Here is a 22,019-nt window from a genome sequence, read left to right on the forward strand (position 1 = left end):
ATCTTATAAAATAGAGTAGGAATTCCTACTCTATTTTATGGAAGTTTGTATTTTAAGAGGTAGGGGTAGTATTATGTTTCCAGCAGCTGAGAAGCGATTTATAAAGACCAATTTTATAACGATCATTGTGTTGTTTTTGGTCATTATTGCTGGAGGAGTTGTTCGGAGTACAGGGTCAGGAATGGGATGCCCGGATTGGCCAAGATGTTTTAACCGTATTATTCCTCCAACAGATATCTCCCAATTACCTCAAGGATATGAACAGCATTATATTGAAGGAAGAGCAAAGAAGAACGAACGTTTCGCGAAAATTGTAGAATTTTTCGGCGATAAGGAAATGGCTTACAAGCTCCGTACCGATAAGAGTATTTTGCAGCATGAAGAGTTTAATGTTGCGAAAACTTGGACGGAATATATCAATCGGTTGGTAGGCGTTGTTTCCGGATTCTGTTTGTTATTTACAGCTATTTATTCTTTCACCTATTTAAAATCAAAAAGCTCGATCGTTGTTTGGTCAGTGATTAATCTTTTTGTTGTCGTACTTCAGGCTTGGCTGGGATCGATCGTTGTATCGACAAATCTGATGCCCTGGATTATTACGGTACATATGCTCTTAGCCATTGTAATTGTTTGTATTAGTATTTATACATATTTCAAAGCAGTTACTTTGCGAAACAAGACCTTACTGGTCAATCGTTCTTTGGGTATATTAAAAGGACTTGCAATTGCTTCAATTTTATTGATGCTAACACAGGTAATTGTCGGAACGGGAGTTCGAGAGGAGGTTGATTTATTAACCGGTTCAACGATAGCCCGGACTGATTTTATAACAACTATTGGCCAACAGTTTGAGTTACATCGCTGGTTGGCATATTGTTCTTTGATTTTAGTTATTGTATTATTCTTTTTGGTCCGCACGAGTTTTAATACGGGTTCTAAGCAATATAAATTTGCTTTAATCGCATTGATTCTAGTGGGTATCCAAATGCTATCAGGAATCATCTTAGCTCGATTTGCAATACCTGCATTTGCACAGACAACGCATTTGGTGGTAGCTACGCTCTTATTTGGGGCACAGTTCTACCTGTTGTTATTGTTAAACAAGCAAAGGCACTAATCTTGGAATTCGGGATGTTTATGTTTAAAAGTACGTGTTTAATTACACTGATAGTAGGAGGTCTCTTTTAGTTATGAAAGAATTTATTTCAGATTTCAAAAAGCTTGTTAAGTTGAGACTTACATTGACGGTCGTATTTTCCGCGTCAATTGCTTTTCTGATAGGATCAAAACAACAGGGTGATATATTCTGGTTCAATTGGTTATTGTTGACTATAGGTGGTTTTCTGGTGACAGGTTCTGCCAACGGTTTTAATGAGATCATTGAAAAGGATTTGGATAAACTGATGAAACGTACGGAGGACAGACCGTTGCCATCAGGCCGCATGACAACAGGACAGGCTTTGGTATTGAGTGTCTTTATGGGCATTTTAGGAACCTTGGTGCTTGTTCGTTTAAATTTTGTCGCTGGTCTGCTGTCGGTTTTTTGTATCCTTCTTTACGCCTTTATCTATACACCATTAAAAAGAAAATCACCAATAGCAGTGTTTGTCGGCGCGTTTCCGGGTGCATTTCCGCCATTAATTGGATATTATGCAGCCTTTTCGCAAGACGATTTAGCCTACTATAGTGGACATAACGAAGCGGCAATTATTATTATTCCCTTTGTGTTGTTTGCTATTCAGTTTTTATGGCAGTTTCCACATTTCTGGGCAATTGCCTGGGTTGTGGATGATGACTATAAATTAGCGGGTTTTCGCTTATTGCCTACGACAAAACGTGATAAGATATCTGCGTTTATGGTATTCATTTCAGGTTTGTTTATGATACCTGCAGGTTTTATACCTTATCATTTTGGCTTTGGTGGAATTTGGTTTACGATTGTATCCGTGGTCGGTGGAATAATGTTTGGTTATTACGGTTATTTGCTGTTTAAGAATTGTGATATTCCTTCAGCGAAGAAAGTGATGTTTACCTCATTTATTTATTTACCTGTGACACAACTCGTATTATTGCTTAACTTTATTCCGTTGAAATAATGTTAGATATACAAGCACAAACTGACGAGAAGTTAGTACAGAGAAAAGCCCAAAAGTTCAACCTATGGTTGGGTATGTTGGGTATGTTCATGATGTTTGCGGCGTTATCCAGTGGTTTCATTGTATATACAGCGAGCGGCGTGGACAAAGGGATTAAGACCCTATTGCCAAATGCACTTTTATATAGTACCTTGGTGATTGTGGTTAGTAGTCTAACGATGTTTTTAGCACATAAAGCGGCTAAAAATGGCGAGTCTTCCAAACAGCGGTTGTTTTTGATAGCAACTTTTATTTTGGGAGTTGTATTTTTTGCCTTGCAAGTTCATGCTTGGAATGTATTGATCGATAGGGGTGTTTATTTTGTGAATAACAATGCATCGCAATCTTTTATTTACGTTTTTATCTGGATGCACTTGGCGCATATTATTGCGGGGTTGATCGTTTTGATTGGCGCGATTATAGGAATTAACAAACTTCCTAAAGACGGCAATCTTTTCCGCATGGATCTTGCCAGTATTTTTTGGCATTTTCTCGATCTTTTATGGATTTATATATATGTTTTCTTACTTTTGAATCAATAATAGTAAACAATGAGTACAACAGTATCGCAATTGGATAAGGTAAAAACTGGTCCATGGAATGGTGGGAAATCACCTTGGAACTTAGAGTATGGAAAAATCATGATGTGGTTTTTCTTGGTAGGGGATGCCTTCACATTTTCTGCATTTTTGGTTTATTACGGCGCACAACGCTTTTCTCATCCAACATGGCCTGATCCTGATAAGATCTTCCAATCTATCCCAGGAATTGCAGAACATGGTCAACCGTTGGTATTTGTCGGTTTAATGACCTTTATTTTGATTATGTCATCTGTAACTATGGTTTTGGCCGTGGAAGCTGGTCACCGTAACCAAAAGAATGAAGTTGTTAAATGGATGCTTTGGACTATTTTGGGAGGTATCTGTTTCGTAGGTTGTCAGGCTATCGAGTGGACTCACTTACACCACATGGGTTTCTGGTTTGGTAAAAATCCAGCAACAGGTTTGGAAGGTGATGCCATCAAAACAGCATTAACGCCATATTTCACACATGACATTTCTTACACTTCGGCCTTGCAATTTGCTAACTTGTTCTTTACAATTACTGGTTTTCACGGTTTCCACGTTACTGTGGGTATTATTTTGAATATCATCATTCTATGTATGACATTAAATAATACATTCGAAAACCGTGGTTCTTATCTTATGATCGAGAAAGTAGGTTTATATTGGCACTTTGTGGATTTAGTGTGGGTATTCGTATTTACGTTCTTCTACTTAATCTAATTCCGAAATAATAAATTTAGATAGCTATGTCACAATATCAAGATAATATCGCTCATGGCGAGCACGCTCACGAAGGTGGGATGGATAAGAAGGCCATCTGGAGAGTATTTGGTGTACTTTTAGCCCTTACTTGTCTAGAGTTTTTAATTGCATTGGGCTTCGTACACCATTGGCAAATTTTAGCTAAAGGTGCGTTAGTAAATACCATTTATATCGTGCTTACTTTAGTTAAAGCTTATTATATCGTTGCATTCTTTATGCACTTGAAATTCGAGAAGTCGAGTTTCATTGTTACCGTTGCAATTGTGTTTATTTTTATTATTTATTTTATTGTTTTGATGCTTGTTGAAGGAGGGCACTTGGCATCTGCTTTTCAAGAACATCAATTGTTTCCAAATAAATAGATAAAGTGAATGGATAATAATACTGGACAAAAGAAAGGTATTAAAACTATATTGATCCTGGCAGTAATTCTTTTATTGCCAGGATTTTTATATTTTGTACTAAATAAAAGCGGTTCTAATAGCTACGCCTCTTTGCCAATTTTTGGAAAGAAAGAGGTTCCGGGAACTACCCATCGTAAATGGGGACGTGATATTCCCGATACCATCTACCATACTGTACCACCAGTTGATTTTGTGAATTTCGATGGCAAGAAAGTGCATCTATTGGATAATGATACAACACTTTCTGTCGTCCATCTGATGTACTCTAGAGATGCTTCATTATCGCGGACGATGATTAAGCGTTTGGATCAAATCGCTAATCGATTTATTCAGAATAAGAAGGTCCGCTTGTATTCGATTACGGTTGATACGGCATACGATACACCAGAAGTGTTAGCCAGATACGCAAAAGTTTACAAACCTTGGACCAAATCTTGGTTTTTTGTGACAGATCCTTCTGTTGATATCTTTAAATTTGCCCAGGAAAGTCTGTTGCAGGATGCACTTGTCAACAACGAAGGCAGCAAACCATTTATTATTGGTTCTAACTATCTTTTACTTGATACAAAAGGACGTATAAGAGGTATTTATGACATTAATGTCAAAACGGATGTTGACCGCCTTGAGGATGAAATCAAATTATTATTGGTCGAGGAAGTCCGGAACCATCCAGCTACAATAGAACAAAAGAGATAATTATATCATGGAAGAGAGTCTTAACAAGGAGAAAAAGTATAGTAAATGGATTTGGGTGCTATCTATTGCTATCCCGATAGTGGTTGCTATCCTTTTCACAGTGAATTTACAAAAGCTGGGTTATGATGTAAAGCCGCTAACATTTTTGCCTCCCATCTACGCGGCGATCAATGGGATTACGGCTGTACTGCTTTTTTGGGCAGTGGCTGCGATAAAAAAGGGCAATAAGCCCTTGCACGAACGTTTGATCAAAATGTGTATTGCTTGCTCCTTAGCTTTTCTGGCGATGTATGTCGCTTATCACATGACTTCAATCGAAACGAAATATGGCGGCGTGGGAATTTTAAGACCAATCTATTTCTTTATCCTGATCACGCATATTTTGCTTTCCATTATCATCATCCCTTTTGTACTCTTTACATTTGTTAGGGGTATATCGGGTTCTTATGAGCGTCATAAAAAGCTTGCACGCATAACTTACCCGATGTGGCTTTATGTTGCAGTTACCGGCGTGATCGTTTATTTGATGATCTCTCCGTATTATATTGGTTAGCGATAGGGGGAAGCAGATCAAATCATTGTGATAAAGCACAGGTGTGCGCCGGATTCGATGTGTTGAATCTGGTTTAATTTTTAAACGAAATCGGATGCAATGGGGGCGATATTCCATGTATTCGGGAGTATAAACAGTATAGAGATTAATCAGCCGATTCTTATCGGCTAGATGAATCTGTAAAAAATCATTTGCAAATGAAGCGTATCTGGATTTATCAGGCAGACCGCCTATTAACGGCGACAGAGGGACAGGAGATTGTTACTGACCTGAAAGCTTTTGCCGAACAGTGGAAAGTGCATGGAAAGCCACTTTCGGCTTCCGCAGAATTGCGGGATAATCTTTTTATTATCCTTAAGGTGGACGAGGAAGTGGCGGCTGCATCAGGTTGTTCTATTGATAGTTCGGTTCGATTTTTAAAAGGAGTTGAATCGAAGTACGGTATTCAACTATTTGATCGCATGCAATTTGCATATAAAGGGGATCAGGGAATAGGCGTGGTTAACCGTGACGGATTTGAGAAGCTACTGGCAGACGGTACCATCAACGATAATACCTTAGTATTTGATAATACCATTACTCATGAGCATCAAATGGAAGACGCTTGGGTAATACCCTTCCATCAGAGCTGGCATAAACGACTTTTTAAATAGGTTGTAAAACGAGTTATATAAGAAAGGCCATAGTTACATATGGCCTTTCTTTTTGGTCTATAGATTTTATCTATAGACCTGTATTGCTTTTCTTCTGGTCGATCCGCCGAATAGCGATGGTTTCGCTTATTCAGGAATAGTATAATGATGCATATATTTTGCTATCGCATTTGCACGTCTATTAACATAAGCAGAAGGGTTACGCGCATCCCATTCTCTTGGGTTTGGCAATATGGCTATAATCAATGCGGCTTGTTTTTTGGAAAGATTGCTGCCTGTTTTGCTAAAATAATACGAAGCTGCCGCATCGGCACCATAAACTCCCTGTCCCATTTCAATCACATTGAGATAAACTTCGAGGATGCGTTTCTTGCTCCAGAATGTTTCGATAAGAATGGTAAAGTAGGTCTCGAAGCCTTTTCTTAACCAGGAACGCCCTGGCCATAGAAAGACATTTTTAGCCACCTGCTGACTGATTGTACTTCCGCCGCGTAATTTCTTTCCCTGTGCATTTTTTTTAATGGCATTCTGAATTCCTTGCATGTCGAATCCCCAGTGTGTCATAAAGTGAGCGTCTTCTCCGGCAATGGCCGCTAACTTTAGGTTGTCCGAAAGTTCATCGTAATCCAGCCAGTTTTTTTCCAGTTTAAATCCCTTGCCCTGTTCTTTTAGCTCAAACCCACGTTGAATCATCAACCAAGTAATGGGAGGATTAATAAACCGCAGGCTAATGACCCAAAAGAGTGAAATACCAATAAAATAGAGGACTACCCGTGTCACAATGCGCAGGATAGGAGATTTTATGGACCTCAATGGGTTGAAGGATTTTTTTTTTGAAGGTATTTTGTTGTTTGCTGGACGTATTTTGTTTACCAGATCTTTTGATGGCCATGACTAATTTTTTTCGGATACAAACTTAGCTTATATTCTTGTTTAATGGAAATGATTTTGTCGAGAAGTTGAGTGTATCGTTTGCCAAAGCGACGATATTATCCTATTTTTACGCTTCATAAAAATTGATTTTAAAAGTTGGCAAAAGAAAAGAAAGTGACCCCATTGATGCAACAGTACAATGCGATCAAGATTAAGTATCCTGGAGCGTTGTTGTTGTTCCGTGTTGGCGATTTTTACGAGACATTTGGTGAGGATGCGATCAAAGCTGCCCAGATTTTGGGCATCGTTTTGACAAAGCGTGGCAATGGCTCGGAATCGGAAACTGCATTGGCAGGTTTTCCCCATCATTCATTGGAAACCTATCTTCCGAAACTGGTGCGTGCGGGCCAACGGGTGGCAATCTGTGATCAGCTGGAGGATCCGAAGACGACAAAAACAATTGTTAAGCGCGGTGTGACCGAGCTAGTGACACCTGGAGTCTCCTACAGTGACAATATTGTTCAACAGAAATCGAATAATTATTTAGCATCAATTTTTATCGAAAAGGAGCGGATCGGTATTTCTTTCTTAGATATTTCAACTGGCGAATTTCTGGTTGCTCAAGGTAGTGTGGCCTATATCGATAAATTGCTTCAAGGTTTTAAACCGAGAGAAATTATTCTTTCCAAAAAACAGAGCAAGGAGTTTACAGAGCAGTTTGGATCACAATATTACACCTATTTTCTTGACGAGTGGCCTTATACGGGTGATTATGCCACTGAAACGCTATTGAAGCATTTTGAAGTCTCCTCGATGAAAGGATTTGGTGTGGACCGCATGACAGCAGGAGTTGTTGCTGCTGGTGTAGCATTGCATTACCTCAATGAAACCGAGCATCGTAATCTGCAACACATTTCTACGCTTTCCCGTATTGAGGAGGACCGTTTTATGTGGCTGGATCGTTTTACGATTCGCAATTTGGAATTAATCGGATCGTTGAATGAAAATGCGGTAACGCTATCCGATGTATTGGATCATACATCCAGTCCAATGGGAGCGCGTCTGCTCAAGCGCTGGATCGTGATGCCGCTCAAAGACAAAAAGAGTATTCAGGAGCGATTGAATGTGGTCGATTTCTTTTTCACTAACCGTGATTTGCGGGATGAGCTGATTGGTCAGATCAAGCAGGTGGGCGATCTGGAACGTTTAATTTCCAAGATCGGACTGCAAAAAGCGAATCCGCGGGAAATTGTGCAATTGAAGCGCGCATTATATGCTATTGAGAAATTGAAGGAACTTACGGATCGTAAAGATGCTGATGCTCTTCGGACAATCTCAGATCAGTTAGATGCTTGTGCTGTTATACGTGAAAAAATCGAGCAACAGGTTCAGGCGGAGCCTCCTGTCGCAATCAATAAGGGGAGTGTAATCGCGGAAGGGGTGGACCCTGAATTGGATCGATTGCGCAAGATCGCTTTTGGTGGCAAGGATTATCTGCTTGAGATCCAAAAAAGGGAAGCGGAACTCACAGGGATTCCTTCTTTAAAAATAGCGTTCAATAATGTTTTCGGTTATTATCTGGAGGTCACTAATACACACAAAGATAAGGTTCCGACGACATGGATCCGTAAACAGACACTGGTGAATGCTGAACGTTATATTACGGAGGAACTTAAAGAATATGAAGAACAGATTCTCGGTGCAGAGGAGAAGATCCAAGCGCTTGAGAATAGATTATATGCTGAGCTATTGGTTGCCATTGCTGAATACATCAAACCTATTCAACTCAACGCCCAGCTCATAGCTAAGTTGGATGTACTGCTTAACTTTGCTGTTGTAGCGGAGAAAAACTATTATGTAAAACCCGAAGTCAGCGAGAGCAAGATTTTGGATATTAAAGGTGGAAGACACCCTGTCATTGAAAGAAACCTGCCGATAGGTGAGGATTATATTACCAATGATACTTTTTTAGATCCGAAAACACAGCAGATTATTATTATTACGGGCCCTAACATGGCGGGTAAGTCTGCATTGCTCCGTCAGACTGGATTGATCGTGTTAATGGCGCAAATTGGTTGTTTTGTGCCAGCAAAAGAGGCTAAGATTGGCCTGGTTGACAAAATTTTCACCCGCGTAGGTGCTTCGGACAATCTTTCTTCGGGTGAATCTACGTTTATGGTGGAGATGAATGAAACGGCGAGCATCATGAATAATCTATCGGACCGCAGTCTTATTCTTTTGGATGAAATCGGTCGTGGTACAAGTACTTATGACGGTATTTCTATTGCCTGGGCTATTGCCGAGTTTTTACATAATCATCCTGCTGCTAAGGCCAAAACCTTGTTTGCCACGCATTACCATGAATTAAACGAGCTGACTACTTCGCTGGATCGTATAAAAAACTATAATGTAACGGTGAAGGAGGTTAATAACAAAGTTATTTTCTTGCGTAAACTTGTTCCAGGAGGCTCAGAGCATAGTTTCGGAATCCATGTGGCAAAGCTCGCTGGAATGCCGCAAAAGTTGCTTAATCGGGCCAATCAAATTTTGAAAAGGCTGGAGCAGGAGCGCACAGGTGGTGAGCAGATTAAAGATAGCATGCGCAAAATCCAGAAACAGGCCTACCAATTGCAGATGTTTTCTATTGATGATCCTGTCTTGAATAAGATCAGGGATATGCTGAATAATCTGGATGTTAATTCGCTTACTCCGGTTGAAGCATTAATGAAATTGGATGAGATACAACGCCTTTTAAAGAATTAAATCTTCCTTTTGGCTTGGGAAATTGATCTCAAGCGGAATTTTTTTCGATTTATATACGCCAGATGATGTTTTTTAAGATAGACATCATCTGGCGTATTTTTTTCTGAAAGTGTCTGATCTTATTGGCCAGAAAGAACCTTCAGCTCGCTTTCATTACTGTTGGTGTCTGCGAAGTCATGCAGGTTTTTAAGGGCTATTTGCTTAAAACCTGAAGAATAGCTCCAAGCTTCCGTAATTTGCCTGTATCGGGATCAATACCTTGCTGCTTGCATCATAAGGCGTGTAATGATAGCCGAATTCGAAACCAATGTACTTTTGGTTTTTCATGCGAAATAGGGATGCGAGACCAAGTCCTAAGTGCACATTATTGATGGTTACCATACGATCGGTGTATCCACCATCATAATAATAACCATCCGGATCATAATAACCAGAGGAATAAGCGCTTTCTGTAATGCCGGTATCTGTAATATCTATGCCAAGGATACCTTTTGGAATCAGTATAAATTTGTCGTTGTCAAAAACTTTGTAACCTACAGCACCGCCCATAAATGCGGTCGCTGAAGAATTGACCGAAACAGTGGAGCCCTCGTAATTGTAATCAATATTGCGGTCGTTTGAGTTGATGCGCACCTTGAAGCCACCTTCGAAAATAAATTTTCTTTCCAGCGAGCTCATCAGCATAAATCCAAAGTTTATGTTGGTTCCGAAAATTTTGTTGGCTCCGCCAAGTGGAGTGACTACGCCGATTGAAGGAACATAGCCCAGTTTGGCTTTCTGTCTATCTCTGTACACTTTGGGGACTGGAAACCGCTGTTGATTATCTTGTTCGTTAGCTTGTTGGTCTTGTACGGCATTGGCAACTTCAGTATCTGAAAAAAGCTCTAAAATAGTTTTTTCCTGATCGGTTAACGTATAACTATCGGAAGCAAGCAGGGCTTTGGCTCTTACTTTTATCAGGCCGTCCAGGGGATGTCTTAATGGCACGAAATTGTATTTTTCCTTATGCTGTTCGTATTGTGTTGAAAAATCGTCCTGGTCTGCCGCATCCAGTCTTTGTAGAAAATTTTTATCGAATTGATTGTCTATATAATGTTTGATCTCTGTTGTGGTATTCTTTTTTTCAATGATGTATATAAGAATACGTAAACGCTGTACAAACTCATTGGTACCACAGCTAGCTTGTATACTATTGAGTAGGGGATCAATTTTGTCAAAGTCATTGTTGTTCAATGTTTTTGTCAATAAGGGAAGTATTTCAGTTGTATGCCGGTCACAATTCTCTTGTGCATGCAATAGTTTTGTAGGAAGCACAGCAAGGATGATCAATATCATAAGAGCAAGCTGACGGATATTCATGGCTTATATAGATTTGTTGCTGACTAAATTAGCAAATAAATTGCAGGATACACTGGTTTGTTTGTACCAAAGGTTCTAAAAGTTTTATCTTTGATGTATGGCGTCGATATTTCGGTTTAAACAGTTTGAGGTTGATCAGTCTGACTGTGCAATGAAAATTAACACAGATGGCGTACTGCTGGCTTCCTTGCTGGAAGTAGAACCTGTGGACCGGGTACTGGACGTAGGTACAGGTACGGGAGTCATTGCATTGATGTTGGCTCAACGGCTAGTAGAAAGTAGGGTAGAGGCTGTCGAAATTGACCCTTTGGCTGCTGCGATGGCTGACAGAAACTTCCGTAATTCCATTTTCCAGGAACGTTTAGTGCTGCATGCTTCCTCCTTTCAACAAATGGATGTACAAGGGCATTACGATCTGATCGTATCAAATCCACCCTTTTATACAGATTCCTTACATAACCCGGATAAACGCAAGAAGCTGGCGCGACATACCGATCTGGATTTTTTTGCTGAACTGCTGGATTTCGCCGCTTTACGTTTATCGGATCGGGGAAAATTAGTGTTGATCGTTCCAACGGCATTAGCGGAAACGTTGACTAAAATTTCGGCGGAAAGGAAATTATATTGTTCCAGTGAAGTACAAATAAGCTCCTTTGAAGGGGAATCGGCCATTCGGAAAATCGTTACATTTGAACGCTTACGCGTCGAACTGCTCGCTCAACGTACGTTTGTTATTTATGCCGCCAAGGGTATTTATTCAGAAGCTTATCGAAATGCCTTGGCACCTTATTTTTTAGCTTTTTAAGTGATGACAAAGATCGGATTACTCTCAGATACACATTCTTTTTTAGATGAAGCTGTATTTACTCATTTTGCAGCCTGCGACGAGATATGGCATGTGGGCGATTTTGGTGATCCTGATGTTGCGGATCGGTTAGCCGCTTTTAAACCACTGCGCGGAGTATACGGAAACATTGATGGTCAGGAAATTCGTTTACAATTTACAGAAGATTTGAGGTTTAGGTGTGAGGAAGTGGACGTCTTTATGACACATATTGGTGGTTATCCGGGGAAATATGCTGCACGCATAAAAGGGGAATTGATGAAAAATCCACCTAAATTATTTATTACTGGACATTCACATATCTTAAAGGTTATCTTCGACCCCAAGATCCATTGTCTCCATCTCAACCCTGGGGCGGCAGGTAAGCAGGGCTGGCACAAAGTAAGGACATTAATGCGGTTTGAGATCAATAAAGATAAAATTGAGAACCTGGAGGTTATTGAACTCAAAGACCGTTAAGTCACCTAGATTCTTCTTTAGTCTTTTTTATGAATAGACAGCCGGACGATACTTTGGGTAATGGCAAAGACGGGAAGAAGTTGATCAAAACGATGGAAAGTTTCCTATTACGGAAGTTTTAAAAAGAAGTTTCTCAGGTACTATAGTGAATCACGAACTTCAAGAAGAAAGTTCTTCAAGCGCTCCAATGAATCTACAACACGTTGATTTTCTTTTGCCTCAGATTTGTTGTCACGCAGGTAATCACGTGCACCCTGTAGGGTATAACCTTTATCTTTAACCAAATTGAAGATGATCTTTAAATTGGCAATATCTTCTTGCGTAAATAAGCGGTTACCTTTTTTATTTTTCTTAGGTTGTAGAATGTCAAATTCACGCTCATAAAAACGTATTTGGGACGCATTTACATCAAACATTTCTGTAACTTCTCCCATTGTATAATACAATTTATTTATTTCACGCTCTTTGTACGGCATATCTTCACGATTAATCTATAGCAAACTTAATAAAAATTCCAATTCAAAAAGAAATTTTTGCGATCTCTTATCTGATTAGAGACTGAAAGAGAGAGATATCGTACAATCCATGAGAAGCCAATAATAATTGTGTATAAAGGTAAATTTTTCTAAGTTTGACTAGTTTGAAAACGGTCTAAACATCATATATGATTATAGTTAGCAAATTTTGGACGAATTTCTTCTCTTTTGGAAAAGCCAATGCAATTACTATTTATCCTTTTATCTTTCTGAAAAATACCTTCTTTAAACAGCAGGACGACTTGATTCGTCATGAGCGTATACATTTGCGACAGGCGCTTGAATTAGGTATTCTCTTTTTCTATGTATGGTATCTCATAGAATTTGTCGTTCATTTTATTCAATTAAGAGATTTTGATAAAGCTTACCGGCGTATTTCTTTTGAGCGGGAAGCGTATGACAGGGAGGGCGAAACGGATTATTTGTCCAAAAGAAAAATATGGGCTTTTTGGCATTATCTTTAAAAGGATGGTCCATTCAACCTTGTTATAAAACCGTCATAAGGTCGCAGGCCTAACAGATGAGATGAATTGAAGATGCTTTCTAGCGGATAAAAGAGATACCTTCAAAAAAGAAAGCGGTGCCAAGAATATTCTTGGCACCGCTTTCTTTTTTATTTTGAGGATGATTATCCCACTAATTTAAGATAAGTAGCTACTTTGTTTTTTAACTGTCTACGGTCTACAATGAAATCCAAAAATCCATGCTCAAGAACGAATTCTGAAGTCTGGAATCCTTTTGGAAGGTCCTTTTTGATTGTTTCTTTAATGACACGTGGTCCTGCAAATCCGATTAATGCTCCCGGTTCTGCGATATTCACATCACCTAACATCGCGTAAGATGCTGTAACTCCTCCTGTGGTAGGGTCTGTCAATAAACAAACGTAAGGAAGTCCTGCCTTTGCCAATAATGCTAATTTAGCCGAAGTTTTAGCCATTTGCATCAATGAAAATGCGGCTTCCATCATACGTGCACCTCCTGATTTGGAGATTAGCATAAATGGAATTTTATGCTCAATACAGTAATCTATTGAACGTGCGATTTTTTCACCAACGACAGATCCCATTGATCCGCCGATGAAACTAAAGTCCATACAAGCAATAACGATGTCTTCACCATTCATTTTTCCATGGCCAGAACGTAAAGCATCTTTCAGGCCTGTTTTGGCTTGACTTTCCTTTAAACGCTCAGGGTATGGCTTTGAATCAAAAAATTCTAATGGATCACCAGAATTTAGATTAGGAAATAGTTCTGTAAATTCGTTATTGTCAAATAAAATTGAAAAATATTCTTTGGAGCCAATTCTTAAGTGGTGGCCACAATATTGACAAACATAGTCGTTTTCTACTTGTTCAAGATGCAATAATGGTTTTTTACATGTGGGACATTTGTTCCACATACCATCAGGTGCTTCTTTTTTATTAGCGGTAGCTGTGCTAATACCAGCTTTTTCTCTTTTAAACCAACTCATACGATAGTTCTTATTCGATTACAAACTTATATAAATTTGCTTTTATATACAATTATAATTGTGTTGAATGTACATGCCAAGCGATTAAAACTCCTTGTGTAACAGGGCTTCTATAAATAGGGGAAATGCGGGTAACAATTGGGATATATAAGATATTTAGCTGATTATTAGGTTAGAATTGAATTTTGGACCGGAGCATTAGTCAAAAAAATGGGCATAAAAAAAGGGTAAGCTACTCCTATCGCACCGCTCAACCAAATACCCTTGCTTTGTTCCCAACCTGGGGGAGTCAATGGGAGCTGGTCGTAGAAGACTTACCCGCCACAAAAGTAGAAAAAAAAAACAGTTTTAGGAAAGAAAAAATGCTGTTTTATCTTATGTTGCTGATTATCATTGCAATAAATTGTAATTGGTAGCTGTTCTTAGCTCTATTTTATGGTGAAAAATAGTTGGTATCTGTGTAAATCCGCTAAAAATGGCGTAAATTAAGTGCTTGGCGAAGTCCACTGGCTGTAATTGTTCTTTTGGAAACGTCGGAAGTAGTATAATCTAGCGTATAGGAGATCGACTTTGAATAGGCTGAATAGTCTAGTTTCCCTTATTCAAAATCGATCTCATTTTTTGGACTACATTTTTTCTTGATTGTATTCACCCAATAAGGAATAATAGCCAAATAAGCCGAGTCCTATGGAGATTATGGGAGTTAAAATGCACAGGATAATGATGCCAAATACCAGATCTTCCTGATGTCCCGTTGAAATCTTTGGCAGGGCCAGTTCAAAAATGGAGAAATAGGCAGTAAACAATGCTAAAACGATCCAAAGTATGCCGAGGAATTTTTTGAGATTATTCATGTGTTGGGGGAGTTGATTTGTTGTTGATATAAATACTACCAATGATAAAACATACAATGGCAATGATAATAGGGTACCATAAACCTGCAAGATAGAATTGCGGAGTATTGGATGCTTCGGCATTTGTCGTTAAGTATGTCGATACAGCTGGTAGGAGCCCGCCGAATATTCCATTTCCAACATGATAGGGCAAGGACATGGAGGTGTAGCGGATCTTTACAGGGAATAATTCAACAAGAAATGCCGCAATGGGCCCGTACACCATTGTAATATAAATCACTTGTATAAAGATCAGCAGGACGAGCAGCATATAGTTCTTCCCTGCAAGATGAACTGTGGTTTTGGTCATTGGCTGTCCCTTGAGTTTTCCTGATTGATGTATCATGCTGGTTCTTGTAACTTCTGTCTGGTCCTCATATTGAGTCTTGGTGATCGAAATAGTTCCCGTTGATTGCGGCCCGCGGGGGACCTCCGTTGTTTCGTTCACCTTGACTTTCTGTTCTGCATTGGAAAGTTGGTACATGGATTCGTAAATCGGGCGGTAAGTCAATACAGCAAGTAACATCCCGCCGAGCATGATCCATTTTCGTCCAACTTTGTCACTAAGCCACCCAAATACGACAAAAAATGGAGTTCCCAACAGTAGTGCGATGCCGAGGATGGTATCGGCCTGGTCAGATTGAAGGTGCATGACCGTTTTCATGAAACTCATCGAATAAAACTGTCCAGTGTACCAAACAACGCCCTGTCCCATGGCTGCACCAAAAAGTGCGAGCAGTACAAATTTGAGGTTGTAGCGGTTGCCAAAGCTTTCTTTTAGCGGATTTGTACTTGTTTTTCCTTCCGCTTTGGCCTTGCTAAATTCGGGTGATTCCTTCATCTTCTTACGAATAAGATAGGAAACGTATACCATGACTAAAGATAGGAGGAAAGGAACCCGCCATCCCCAAGAATCAAATTGTGATTCACTGAGAAAGCCTTTGGTCAGGAGGATAACAACGAGTGATATGAAAAGGCCAAAGGTAGCTGTTGTTTGTATCCATGATGTCCAATAACCCCGTTGGCCCAATGGAGCATGTTCAGCTACGTAAGTTGCTGCACCTCCATATTCTCCTCCTAGGGCAAGACCTTGCAAGAGACGAAGGATCAACACCAGCAGCGGTGCCCAAAACCCAATAGTGTCATAGCTGGGGATACAACCTATGAGAAATGTTGCTCCGCCCATGAGCATTAAAGTAACCATAAACGTATATTTTCGACCGATAATATCGCCTAGTCGGCCAAAAAATAGGGCGCCGAATGGCCGGACGACAAATCCAGCGGCAAATGTGGCTAAGGTGGACAGAAAAGCCGCTGTTGGATTTTCTGCCGGAAAGAATTTGGTGGAAATGACAATGGATAGGCTGCCAAAAATGAAAAAGTCATACCATTCGATAAGTGTTCCCATGGAGGAGGCTCCGATGACTTTCCAGATACTTTTTGTATTGTTTTCGTTCATTAATTCTTGGTTTTTGGTTGGGTATAATGGTGAATTTTTATTGCGCTCCGAATAGCATTTCGGCGCTGTTGCATGCTATGAAATGAGCTAATTTTTTTGAATTTCCGCCTGTCCGGCAGTTTTATACCTTTTTCCGGGCAGGGCGTGAATGAGTGACTGCATTTCAAGTTCCAATAGGATTAAGGCCAATTTACTTTGTGGCCATTTTGTGAGGTCAATCATCTGGTCGATTTCTAATTGTCCTTTTTGCTGAATGAGTGTAAAAAGGAGTTGTTGGTCTTTTGTCAGTGTCAAAGGAAGACTAAGCTGTTGGTCAACAGCTTTTATGCTGACTTCCCAATTCATGAGGTATTCGAGATCCTGAAGTCCTCTAATCATATGAGCACGGTTGGTTTTGATGAGGTAGTTGGTGCCTTCAGAGCTTTTTTCATAAACGGCTCCTGGAAAGGCGCATACATCGCGGTTGTAGCTGTTGGCAATTTCGGCAGTAATCAATGCGCCTCCTTTAATTGCAGCTTCTACGACAATGGTGACATCTGCCATACCGGCTATGATGCGATTGCGCATAGGAAAATTACTGCGCTCAGGTAATGTGTTGGATGTAAATTCTGTCAATAAACCGCCTTGTTCTAGCATTTTTGTGGCAAGTTCACGATGGGATGCAGGGTAAATTCGATCGAGACCATGCCCTAATACAGCAACGGTTGGAATATTATTTTTTAGTGCGTTGCGATGTGCTAAAGCGTCAATACCATAAGCAAGACCACTAACGATTAGGGTGTCTTTGGTGCAATTCATGGCATCTAGCAAATCTTCGCATATTTTCTGGCCATAATAGGTCGCATGTCTAGTGCCGACGATACTAATAACTTTTGCACTGTTGAGTGGTTGGTTCCCTTTATAATAGACAACAAGCGGAGCGTCTTCACATTGCCGCAGCCTATTGGGGTAATTTTCGTCTTCCAGCCATAACGCTTGTATCTGATGTTTTTCGATAAAAGCGAGTTCTTTTTCACAGGCGGGCATATAGCTTTTATTGTATATTGCTTCGGCGATTGACTCACGTATCCCAAGAATTTGCATCAAATCTTTTTTTGAGTATGCAAATATGTCCGCTAAATCGTGACCTTGGTCAATGATGTGACGCGCTGTTCTAGGGCCAATCCCCTTGATTTTCGTCAAAGCTATGGGATAAATTAGTTTCATAATTGGGTTTATCTAAATATATGAAAAATATAACGAGCTGTTGTACTTTTTGTTAGAATTGCTCAGGCTTGTTGTATTTTTAGTGGAATGACGAAGTTCTTAATCGGAGGAGATCACGTGCCTGCTGGAAAATTTGTGGATTGCTCTAGAATGAATGCAATTTTCCCGAGCTTATTTGAGATCTCTTGGGATGAAATATTGGTCAATTATGGAAAGAAAGAAGAGGAATTGGTAACTTTGAGCGATTAATGATATTTTAACTATGGAAATGAAAGAACCTTTTGATATAGAATTGGGGGATGTAGTTTATTCTGTTTTCCCTGAGGAAGAAGATACGTATGTTATTTTTAAGGATGGTGTGGAATACGTAAAGATTATTAAAGATAATGATACAAACTGGTTGAAACTTAATCCAGAAACGGACCTTCCTATGTTCGGTATGGATGAAGAAATCAATCTAATTGGCGTAGAAATTAAAAAGGAATTGGGTCTTTAGTCTCTTAATTTAAAGATAGTTAAATACTTTTTAATTTTATTTATAGTTGGTTATTTTGGTTTGTCAATTATAAATATGGTACGTATCGGATTTCTATCTTTATTGTTTTTCTGTGTCTACTTTTCATTTTATCGGCCGGGAGTTTTTGCTCATCCAGCGGAATTTTATTGTCAGGATACCATTGGAAAAAAAGGAAGTCAAAAAGATACTTTGCGTTTGGATACTGTTTCGATCAAACGTAAATCAGCAGCGGATAAATGGGAAGAAAAAAAGGAGGAGTATAAGTCGATCTTTTTCTGGGGTGATACGAAAAATATGGTGACCTTGCCTCATCAGGGCGGAATTGCTGTCAATCTGAACAAGCTTTACAATAAATTCAGTCGAAAGGGACGAAATTCGAGAAAACTTCAACGTCAGTTTGAAAAAGAATACCAACAGGATCTGATTCGCGAGGAATGGTATCCGCTGACACAGGAATACAGCAAGTTGTCGGGAGATTCGTTGCGCAAATTTAGGATATACTATGAGCCTTCCTTAAAATGGCTTCGTGAGAATGATCGCTATGAGAAGATCGCTTATATCCATAAGTGTTTAACGAACTACCTCGATTCTGTAGACATTATCCATAGGCGACTTCAGTTTCCTATGGGTAATGCCAAACTTTAACTACATAGGTACGTATACCAGATATTTTGTATCAAAGAAATCTTCTTTAAAGTAATCTGAAAGTGGGTGTAATTCTGCTTTGAGTTTAGATTCTTTGATCTCTTCGGTGAGATCTCCGCCTTTTAAGTAAAGAATTCCATTAGGGATCCCATTTTTATCTTTTTTTGCGAATTTATTCTGTATCCAAGGCGTAAATTCTCCAAGTCTTGTCACCGCACGTGATATGACAAAATCATATTTGTCGTCGAGTTGTTCTGCGCGAATATGATCTGCTTCAACATTCTGGAGACCGAGTCCAGCTGCAACTTCACGTACGACCTTAATTTTTTTGCCGATAGAATCGACCAAATGGAATTTGACTTCAGGAAACATAATGGCCATTGGGATACCTGGAAAGCCTCCTCCGGTTCCCACATCCAAAATTTGTGTTCCTGGCGTGAGCTCTTGGACAAATTTAGCGATACCTAGCGAGTGTAACACATGGTGAAGGTAGAGGCTATCAATGTCTTTACGCGAAATAACATTGATTTGGCTATTCCAAAATGTATAGAGGTCGGCAAGTTTTGCAAACTGTTCTTTTTGAATATCCGTTAATTTTGGAAAATAGTTATAGATGATATCAACTGTTGGATTCAAAGCTTCGTGTTTTAAAAGTGAATTATTTCCAGCTTATTTTTTTCTTTTTTCTGCTGAAGATGCCATTGATGCAAATATAGAAATAGTAGATGAAGTCTACCAAAGGCAGCCACCAAATGAGTTCCTTTACTTCTAGTTTTTTATAGATGTTGGCAAATATTATCCATTGTGCGATCAGCCTTAGGAGGTAGGCTGTAACAGGAACATACCAGTACATTGGAAAGGCGATCGCTGTTGCGATAAGTGCTATGTAAAAGAAGACTGCCGATACCAGCTGGGTGCCCAGCATGCGCTGATGTCGCTTTTTGTAAATGGTAGAGGCGCCTGAGTGTCTTGCTTTTTGCTTGTAATAGCTCCTCCAGGTCGCTTTGGGTTCCGAATAGACAATGGCTTCGGCTGCCAGTGCAATGTTAACGTTGGTCGGATTTGCATTTTGGTTGACAAAAAGATCATCATCGCCGGATTTAATATGCATATGTGCTGCAAATCCTTTGTTACGAAAGAAAAGGTCTTTTTTGTAAGCCATGTTACGCCCTACTCCCATATAGGCATCGCCCTTTAGTGCATAGGAGAAGTAACTCATGGCAGTATGGCTGGTTTCAAATCGAATCAATAGATTTAGCAAGCTTTTTTTCTTGAAATAAGGAGAATAGCCTAGTACAATTTCTGTTTCCGGTCTGAAAGCTGCGGCAATTTCTTTGAGCCATTGATCGGATTGTGGCGCACAATCCGCATCGGTAAACACCAGTGTCTGGTGCTTTGATGCTTTGATCCCCATACTAACGGCAAACTTTTTACCATGTTTCAAGCGAATATGCTCTTTGATATCCACAATTTTTAAATTGGGATATTTTGCTTCGAAATCATGCAATATCCAAGGCGTATTGTCTGTTGAGAAGTCATTGACAACAATTACTTCAAAATTGGGATAGTCTTGATTCAGTACACTCGGAAGGAATTCAGGAATATTATCCTGCTCATTGTGCGCACAAATAATAACGGATAGCGGTGGGAATTCAGTTCCTTCTTGTACAGGTTCAATTTGATAACTACTCAATTTACTATATACAAATAAGATGTAGTACAATTGTATCAATAGGAAAAGACCCAATACTCCGAAAGCAATATATGGAAGATTGGCCAAAAATACGTGAAGGTCAAGCATAGCTCACAAAGATAAGTGCTTTCCGCAACTTTTTTATAGGGGAAAAATGATAATTTATTTTTGAAACATCCTGTTTGCAAATCTTTTTATAGTATTTTTGCAACGTATTCTAGGGATGAATCCGAGCTTGGGTGGAAATTAGGGAAGCTATAACGACTTTTTAAGTTGCAACTAGTTGAAAATGAGTTTTTAATTTTTCACTCCAAATGCCGATATCGCCATTTCCATGGCAAATCATTCTTTAAAATAGAAATAGTCTCAGAGGAAAAATATTAATGAAATTTACGCTACAAGCACAAGATAAGTTGTCAAAAGCACGTGCAGGTGTTGTCGAAACTGCACACGGTCCCATTCAAACACCTATTTTTATGCCTGTTGGTACGGCAGGTACAGTGAAAGCAATTCATCAACATGAATTGAAGAACGATATTGAAGCGCAGATTATTCTGGGTAATACGTACCACCTCTATTTACGTCCAGGGTTGAATGTGTTGAATAAAGCCGGCGGATTGCATAAATTCAATGGTTGGGATCGACCTATTTTAACAGATTCTGGTGGTTATCAAGTGTATTCGTTGACAGAAGTACGTAAGATCAAAGAAGAAGGGGTTACCTTTCGTTCCCATATCGATGGATCAAAACATCTATTTACACCAGAAAATGTAATGGATACACAGCGTATTATCGGTGCAGACATCATTATGGCATTTGATGAGTGTACGCCTTATCCATGTGATTATGGGTATGCACGTCGTTCTTTGGATATGACCCATCGTTGGTTGAAACGCTGTGTGGATCGTTTTGATAGCACAGATCCGCTATATGGATATGATCAGACTTTGTTTCCGATTGTTCAAGGATCTGTTTACAAAGATTTAAGAATAAAATCTGCGGAGACTATCGCTTCGTTTAACCGCGAAGGAAATGCGATCGGTGGATTATCGGTAGGCGAACCTGCGGAAGAAATGTATGCTATGACCGAAGTTGTCTGTGATATCTTACCGCATGACAAACCACGTTATCTTATGGGAGTAGGAACACCGGTAAATATTCTTGAAAATATTGCCTTAGGGGTGGATATGTTCGATTGCGTTATGCCAACCCGTAATGCTAGAAATGGCATGCTTTTCACACAAAATGGTATTATCAATATCAAAAATGAAAAGTGGAAAGACGATTTTTCACCAATAGAAGCGGAGAGTGATTTGCATGCAGATCAATTTTATTCGAAAGCCTATCTAAGGCATTTGATTAAATCACAAGAAATTCTTGGGGCACAAATTGCTTCTTTACATAATTTACATTTTTACCTTTGGTTGGTTAATCAGGCTAGGGAGCGAATCATTGATGGAACTTTCTACGATTGGAAAAACAAAATGGTGAAAATATTGGATCAACGTTTGTAGAACTAAATAGCTCAAGTA

The 22,019-nt window shown here is 39.4% G+C and carries 25 protein-coding genes and 1 other RNA gene; 16 read left to right on the forward strand and 10 right to left on the reverse strand.

Annotated features, from left to right (window positions below):
* The first annotated feature begins 37 nt into the window (after window positions 1–37).
* From BV902_RS05195 to BV902_RS05230, 8 genes are all read left to right on the forward strand, one after another.
* Window positions 38–1,117, forward strand: a complete 1,080-nt coding sequence (locus BV902_RS05195) for a COX15/CtaA family protein (RefSeq protein WP_237241971.1) — start codon at window positions 38–40, stop codon at window positions 1,115–1,117.
* 73 nt (window positions 1,118–1,190) lie between these two features.
* The gene (gene cyoE, locus BV902_RS05200; RefSeq protein ID WP_070563553.1) at window positions 1,191–2,096 is read left to right on the forward strand and encodes a heme o synthase; all 906 of its coding nucleotides are present in this window, start codon (window positions 1,191–1,193) and stop codon (window positions 2,094–2,096) included.
* Entirely contained in the window at window positions 2,096–2,677 is a 582-nt protein-coding gene (locus BV902_RS05205) for a cytochrome c oxidase subunit 3 (RefSeq protein ID WP_075991043.1), read from the forward strand. The genes cyoE and BV902_RS05205 overlap by 1 nt, the downstream gene beginning before the upstream one ends.
* 9 nt (window positions 2,678–2,686) lie before the next feature.
* A complete protein-coding gene (locus BV902_RS05210; protein ID WP_075991044.1) occupies window positions 2,687–3,421 on the forward strand; it encodes a cytochrome c oxidase subunit 3 in 735 nt (244 codons plus the stop codon).
* A gap of 26 nt (window positions 3,422–3,447) precedes the next feature.
* A complete protein-coding gene (locus BV902_RS05215; protein WP_075991045.1) occupies window positions 3,448–3,825 on the forward strand; it encodes a cytochrome C oxidase subunit IV family protein in 378 nt (125 codons plus the stop codon).
* Between the two features lie 9 nt (window positions 3,826–3,834).
* Window positions 3,835–4,563 carry an SCO family protein gene (locus BV902_RS05220; RefSeq protein WP_075991046.1) on the forward strand — a complete coding sequence of 243 codons (729 nt, stop codon included), beginning with the start codon at window positions 3,835–3,837 and terminating at the stop codon, window positions 4,561–4,563.
* 7 nt (window positions 4,564–4,570) lie between these two features.
* Entirely contained in the window at window positions 4,571–5,116 is a 546-nt protein-coding gene (locus BV902_RS05225; RefSeq protein ID WP_075991047.1) for a DUF420 domain-containing protein, read from the forward strand.
* A 197-nt stretch (window positions 5,117–5,313) separates the two neighbouring features.
* A complete protein-coding gene (locus BV902_RS05230; RefSeq protein WP_075991048.1) occupies window positions 5,314–5,769 on the forward strand; it encodes an ABC transporter ATPase in 456 nt (151 codons plus the stop codon).
* A 126-nt stretch (window positions 5,770–5,895) separates the two neighbouring features.
* Here the strand turns inward: BV902_RS05230 and mtgA are convergent, their stop codons facing one another.
* The gene (gene mtgA, locus BV902_RS05235) at window positions 5,896–6,582 is read right to left on the reverse strand and encodes a monofunctional biosynthetic peptidoglycan transglycosylase (RefSeq protein ID WP_237241973.1); all 687 of its coding nucleotides are present in this window, start codon (window positions 6,580–6,582) and stop codon (window positions 5,896–5,898) included.
* A gap of 216 nt (window positions 6,583–6,798) precedes the next feature.
* On the opposite strand from mtgA, the gene mutS reads away from it, so the two are divergent.
* Entirely contained in the window at window positions 6,799–9,405 is a 2,607-nt protein-coding gene (gene mutS / locus BV902_RS05240) for a DNA mismatch repair protein MutS (protein ID WP_075991050.1), read from the forward strand.
* Window positions 9,406–9,606: 201 nt separating this feature from the next.
* Here the strand turns inward: mutS and BV902_RS05245 are convergent, their stop codons facing one another.
* Window positions 9,607–10,764 (reverse strand): hypothetical protein, encoded by a 1,158-nt coding sequence (locus tag BV902_RS05245; protein WP_075991051.1) that lies wholly within the window; start codon window positions 10,762–10,764, stop codon window positions 9,607–9,609.
* 97 nt (window positions 10,765–10,861) lie between these two features.
* On the opposite strand from BV902_RS05245, the gene BV902_RS05250 reads away from it, so the two are divergent.
* On the forward strand, window positions 10,862–11,569 hold the full coding sequence (locus BV902_RS05250; protein ID WP_075991052.1) for a tRNA1(Val) (adenine(37)-N6)-methyltransferase: 708 nt from the start codon (window positions 10,862–10,864) through the stop codon (window positions 11,567–11,569).
* A 3-nt stretch (window positions 11,570–11,572) separates the two neighbouring features.
* Complete coding sequence (locus BV902_RS05255; protein WP_075991053.1) at window positions 11,573–12,067, forward strand: metallophosphoesterase family protein; 495 nt, start codon at window positions 11,573–11,575, stop codon at window positions 12,065–12,067.
* A gap of 140 nt (window positions 12,068–12,207) precedes the next feature.
* Here the strand turns inward: BV902_RS05255 and BV902_RS05260 are convergent, their stop codons facing one another.
* On the reverse strand, window positions 12,208–12,543 hold the full coding sequence (locus tag BV902_RS05260) for a MerR family transcriptional regulator (RefSeq protein WP_046674120.1): 336 nt from the start codon (window positions 12,541–12,543) through the stop codon (window positions 12,208–12,210).
* Between the two features lie 188 nt (window positions 12,544–12,731).
* On the opposite strand from BV902_RS05260, the gene BV902_RS05265 reads away from it, so the two are divergent.
* Complete coding sequence (locus tag BV902_RS05265) at window positions 12,732–13,067, forward strand: hypothetical protein (RefSeq protein ID WP_075991054.1); 336 nt, start codon at window positions 12,732–12,734, stop codon at window positions 13,065–13,067.
* Between the two features lie 164 nt (window positions 13,068–13,231).
* Here BV902_RS05265 and accD read toward each other — a convergent pair whose 3' ends face one another.
* From accD to dprA, 5 genes are all read right to left on the reverse strand, one after another.
* On the reverse strand, window positions 13,232–14,074 hold the full coding sequence (accD, locus tag BV902_RS05270) for an acetyl-CoA carboxylase, carboxyltransferase subunit beta (protein WP_075991055.1): 843 nt from the start codon (window positions 14,072–14,074) through the stop codon (window positions 13,232–13,234).
* A 222-nt stretch (window positions 14,075–14,296) separates the two neighbouring features.
* Window positions 14,297–14,394, reverse strand: an RNA gene (gene ffs / locus BV902_RS05275) — signal recognition particle sRNA small type.
* 306 nt (window positions 14,395–14,700) lie between these two features.
* Window positions 14,701–14,928, reverse strand: a complete 228-nt coding sequence (locus BV902_RS05280; protein WP_075991056.1) for a DUF6814 family protein — start codon at window positions 14,926–14,928, stop codon at window positions 14,701–14,703.
* On the reverse strand, window positions 14,921–16,426 hold the full coding sequence (locus BV902_RS05285; RefSeq protein WP_075991057.1) for an MFS transporter: 1,506 nt from the start codon (window positions 16,424–16,426) through the stop codon (window positions 14,921–14,923). The genes BV902_RS05280 and BV902_RS05285 overlap by 8 nt, the downstream gene beginning before the upstream one ends.
* 87 nt (window positions 16,427–16,513) lie before the next feature.
* Window positions 16,514–17,632, reverse strand: a complete 1,119-nt coding sequence (dprA, locus tag BV902_RS05290; protein WP_075991058.1) for a DNA-processing protein DprA — start codon at window positions 17,630–17,632, stop codon at window positions 16,514–16,516.
* A gap of 87 nt (window positions 17,633–17,719) precedes the next feature.
* Between dprA and BV902_RS27230 the strand changes: the two genes are divergently transcribed.
* From BV902_RS27230 to BV902_RS05300, 3 genes are all read left to right on the forward strand, one after another.
* The gene (locus tag BV902_RS27230; protein ID WP_157625892.1) at window positions 17,720–17,881 is read left to right on the forward strand and encodes a hypothetical protein; all 162 of its coding nucleotides are present in this window, start codon (window positions 17,720–17,722) and stop codon (window positions 17,879–17,881) included.
* A 13-nt stretch (window positions 17,882–17,894) separates the two neighbouring features.
* Window positions 17,895–18,128, forward strand: a complete 234-nt coding sequence (locus tag BV902_RS05295; protein ID WP_075991059.1) for a hypothetical protein — start codon at window positions 17,895–17,897, stop codon at window positions 18,126–18,128.
* 75 nt (window positions 18,129–18,203) lie between these two features.
* Window positions 18,204–18,794: a hypothetical protein gene (locus BV902_RS05300; RefSeq protein ID WP_075991060.1), complete on the forward strand. Its 591-nt coding sequence runs from the start codon at window positions 18,204–18,206 to the stop codon at window positions 18,792–18,794.
* Here BV902_RS05300 and rsmG read toward each other — a convergent pair whose 3' ends face one another.
* Together rsmG and BV902_RS05310 are read right to left on the reverse strand one after the other, a co-directional pair.
* On the reverse strand, window positions 18,795–19,430 hold the full coding sequence (gene rsmG, locus BV902_RS05305; RefSeq protein WP_075991061.1) for a 16S rRNA (guanine(527)-N(7))-methyltransferase RsmG: 636 nt from the start codon (window positions 19,428–19,430) through the stop codon (window positions 18,795–18,797).
* Between the two features lie 22 nt (window positions 19,431–19,452).
* Complete coding sequence (locus BV902_RS05310) at window positions 19,453–20,595, reverse strand: glycosyltransferase (RefSeq protein WP_075991062.1); 1,143 nt, start codon at window positions 20,593–20,595, stop codon at window positions 19,453–19,455.
* A gap of 275 nt (window positions 20,596–20,870) precedes the next feature.
* On the opposite strand from BV902_RS05310, the gene tgt reads away from it, so the two are divergent.
* Window positions 20,871–22,001 carry a tRNA guanosine(34) transglycosylase Tgt gene (tgt, locus tag BV902_RS05315; protein WP_075991063.1) on the forward strand — a complete coding sequence of 377 codons (1,131 nt, stop codon included), beginning with the start codon at window positions 20,871–20,873 and terminating at the stop codon, window positions 21,999–22,001.
* Window positions 22,002–22,019: the final 18 nt, after the last annotated feature.

The organism is Sphingobacterium sp. B29, assembly GCF_001952815.1.
Lineage (GTDB): Bacteria > Bacteroidota > Bacteroidia > Sphingobacteriales > Sphingobacteriaceae > Sphingobacterium > Sphingobacterium siyangense.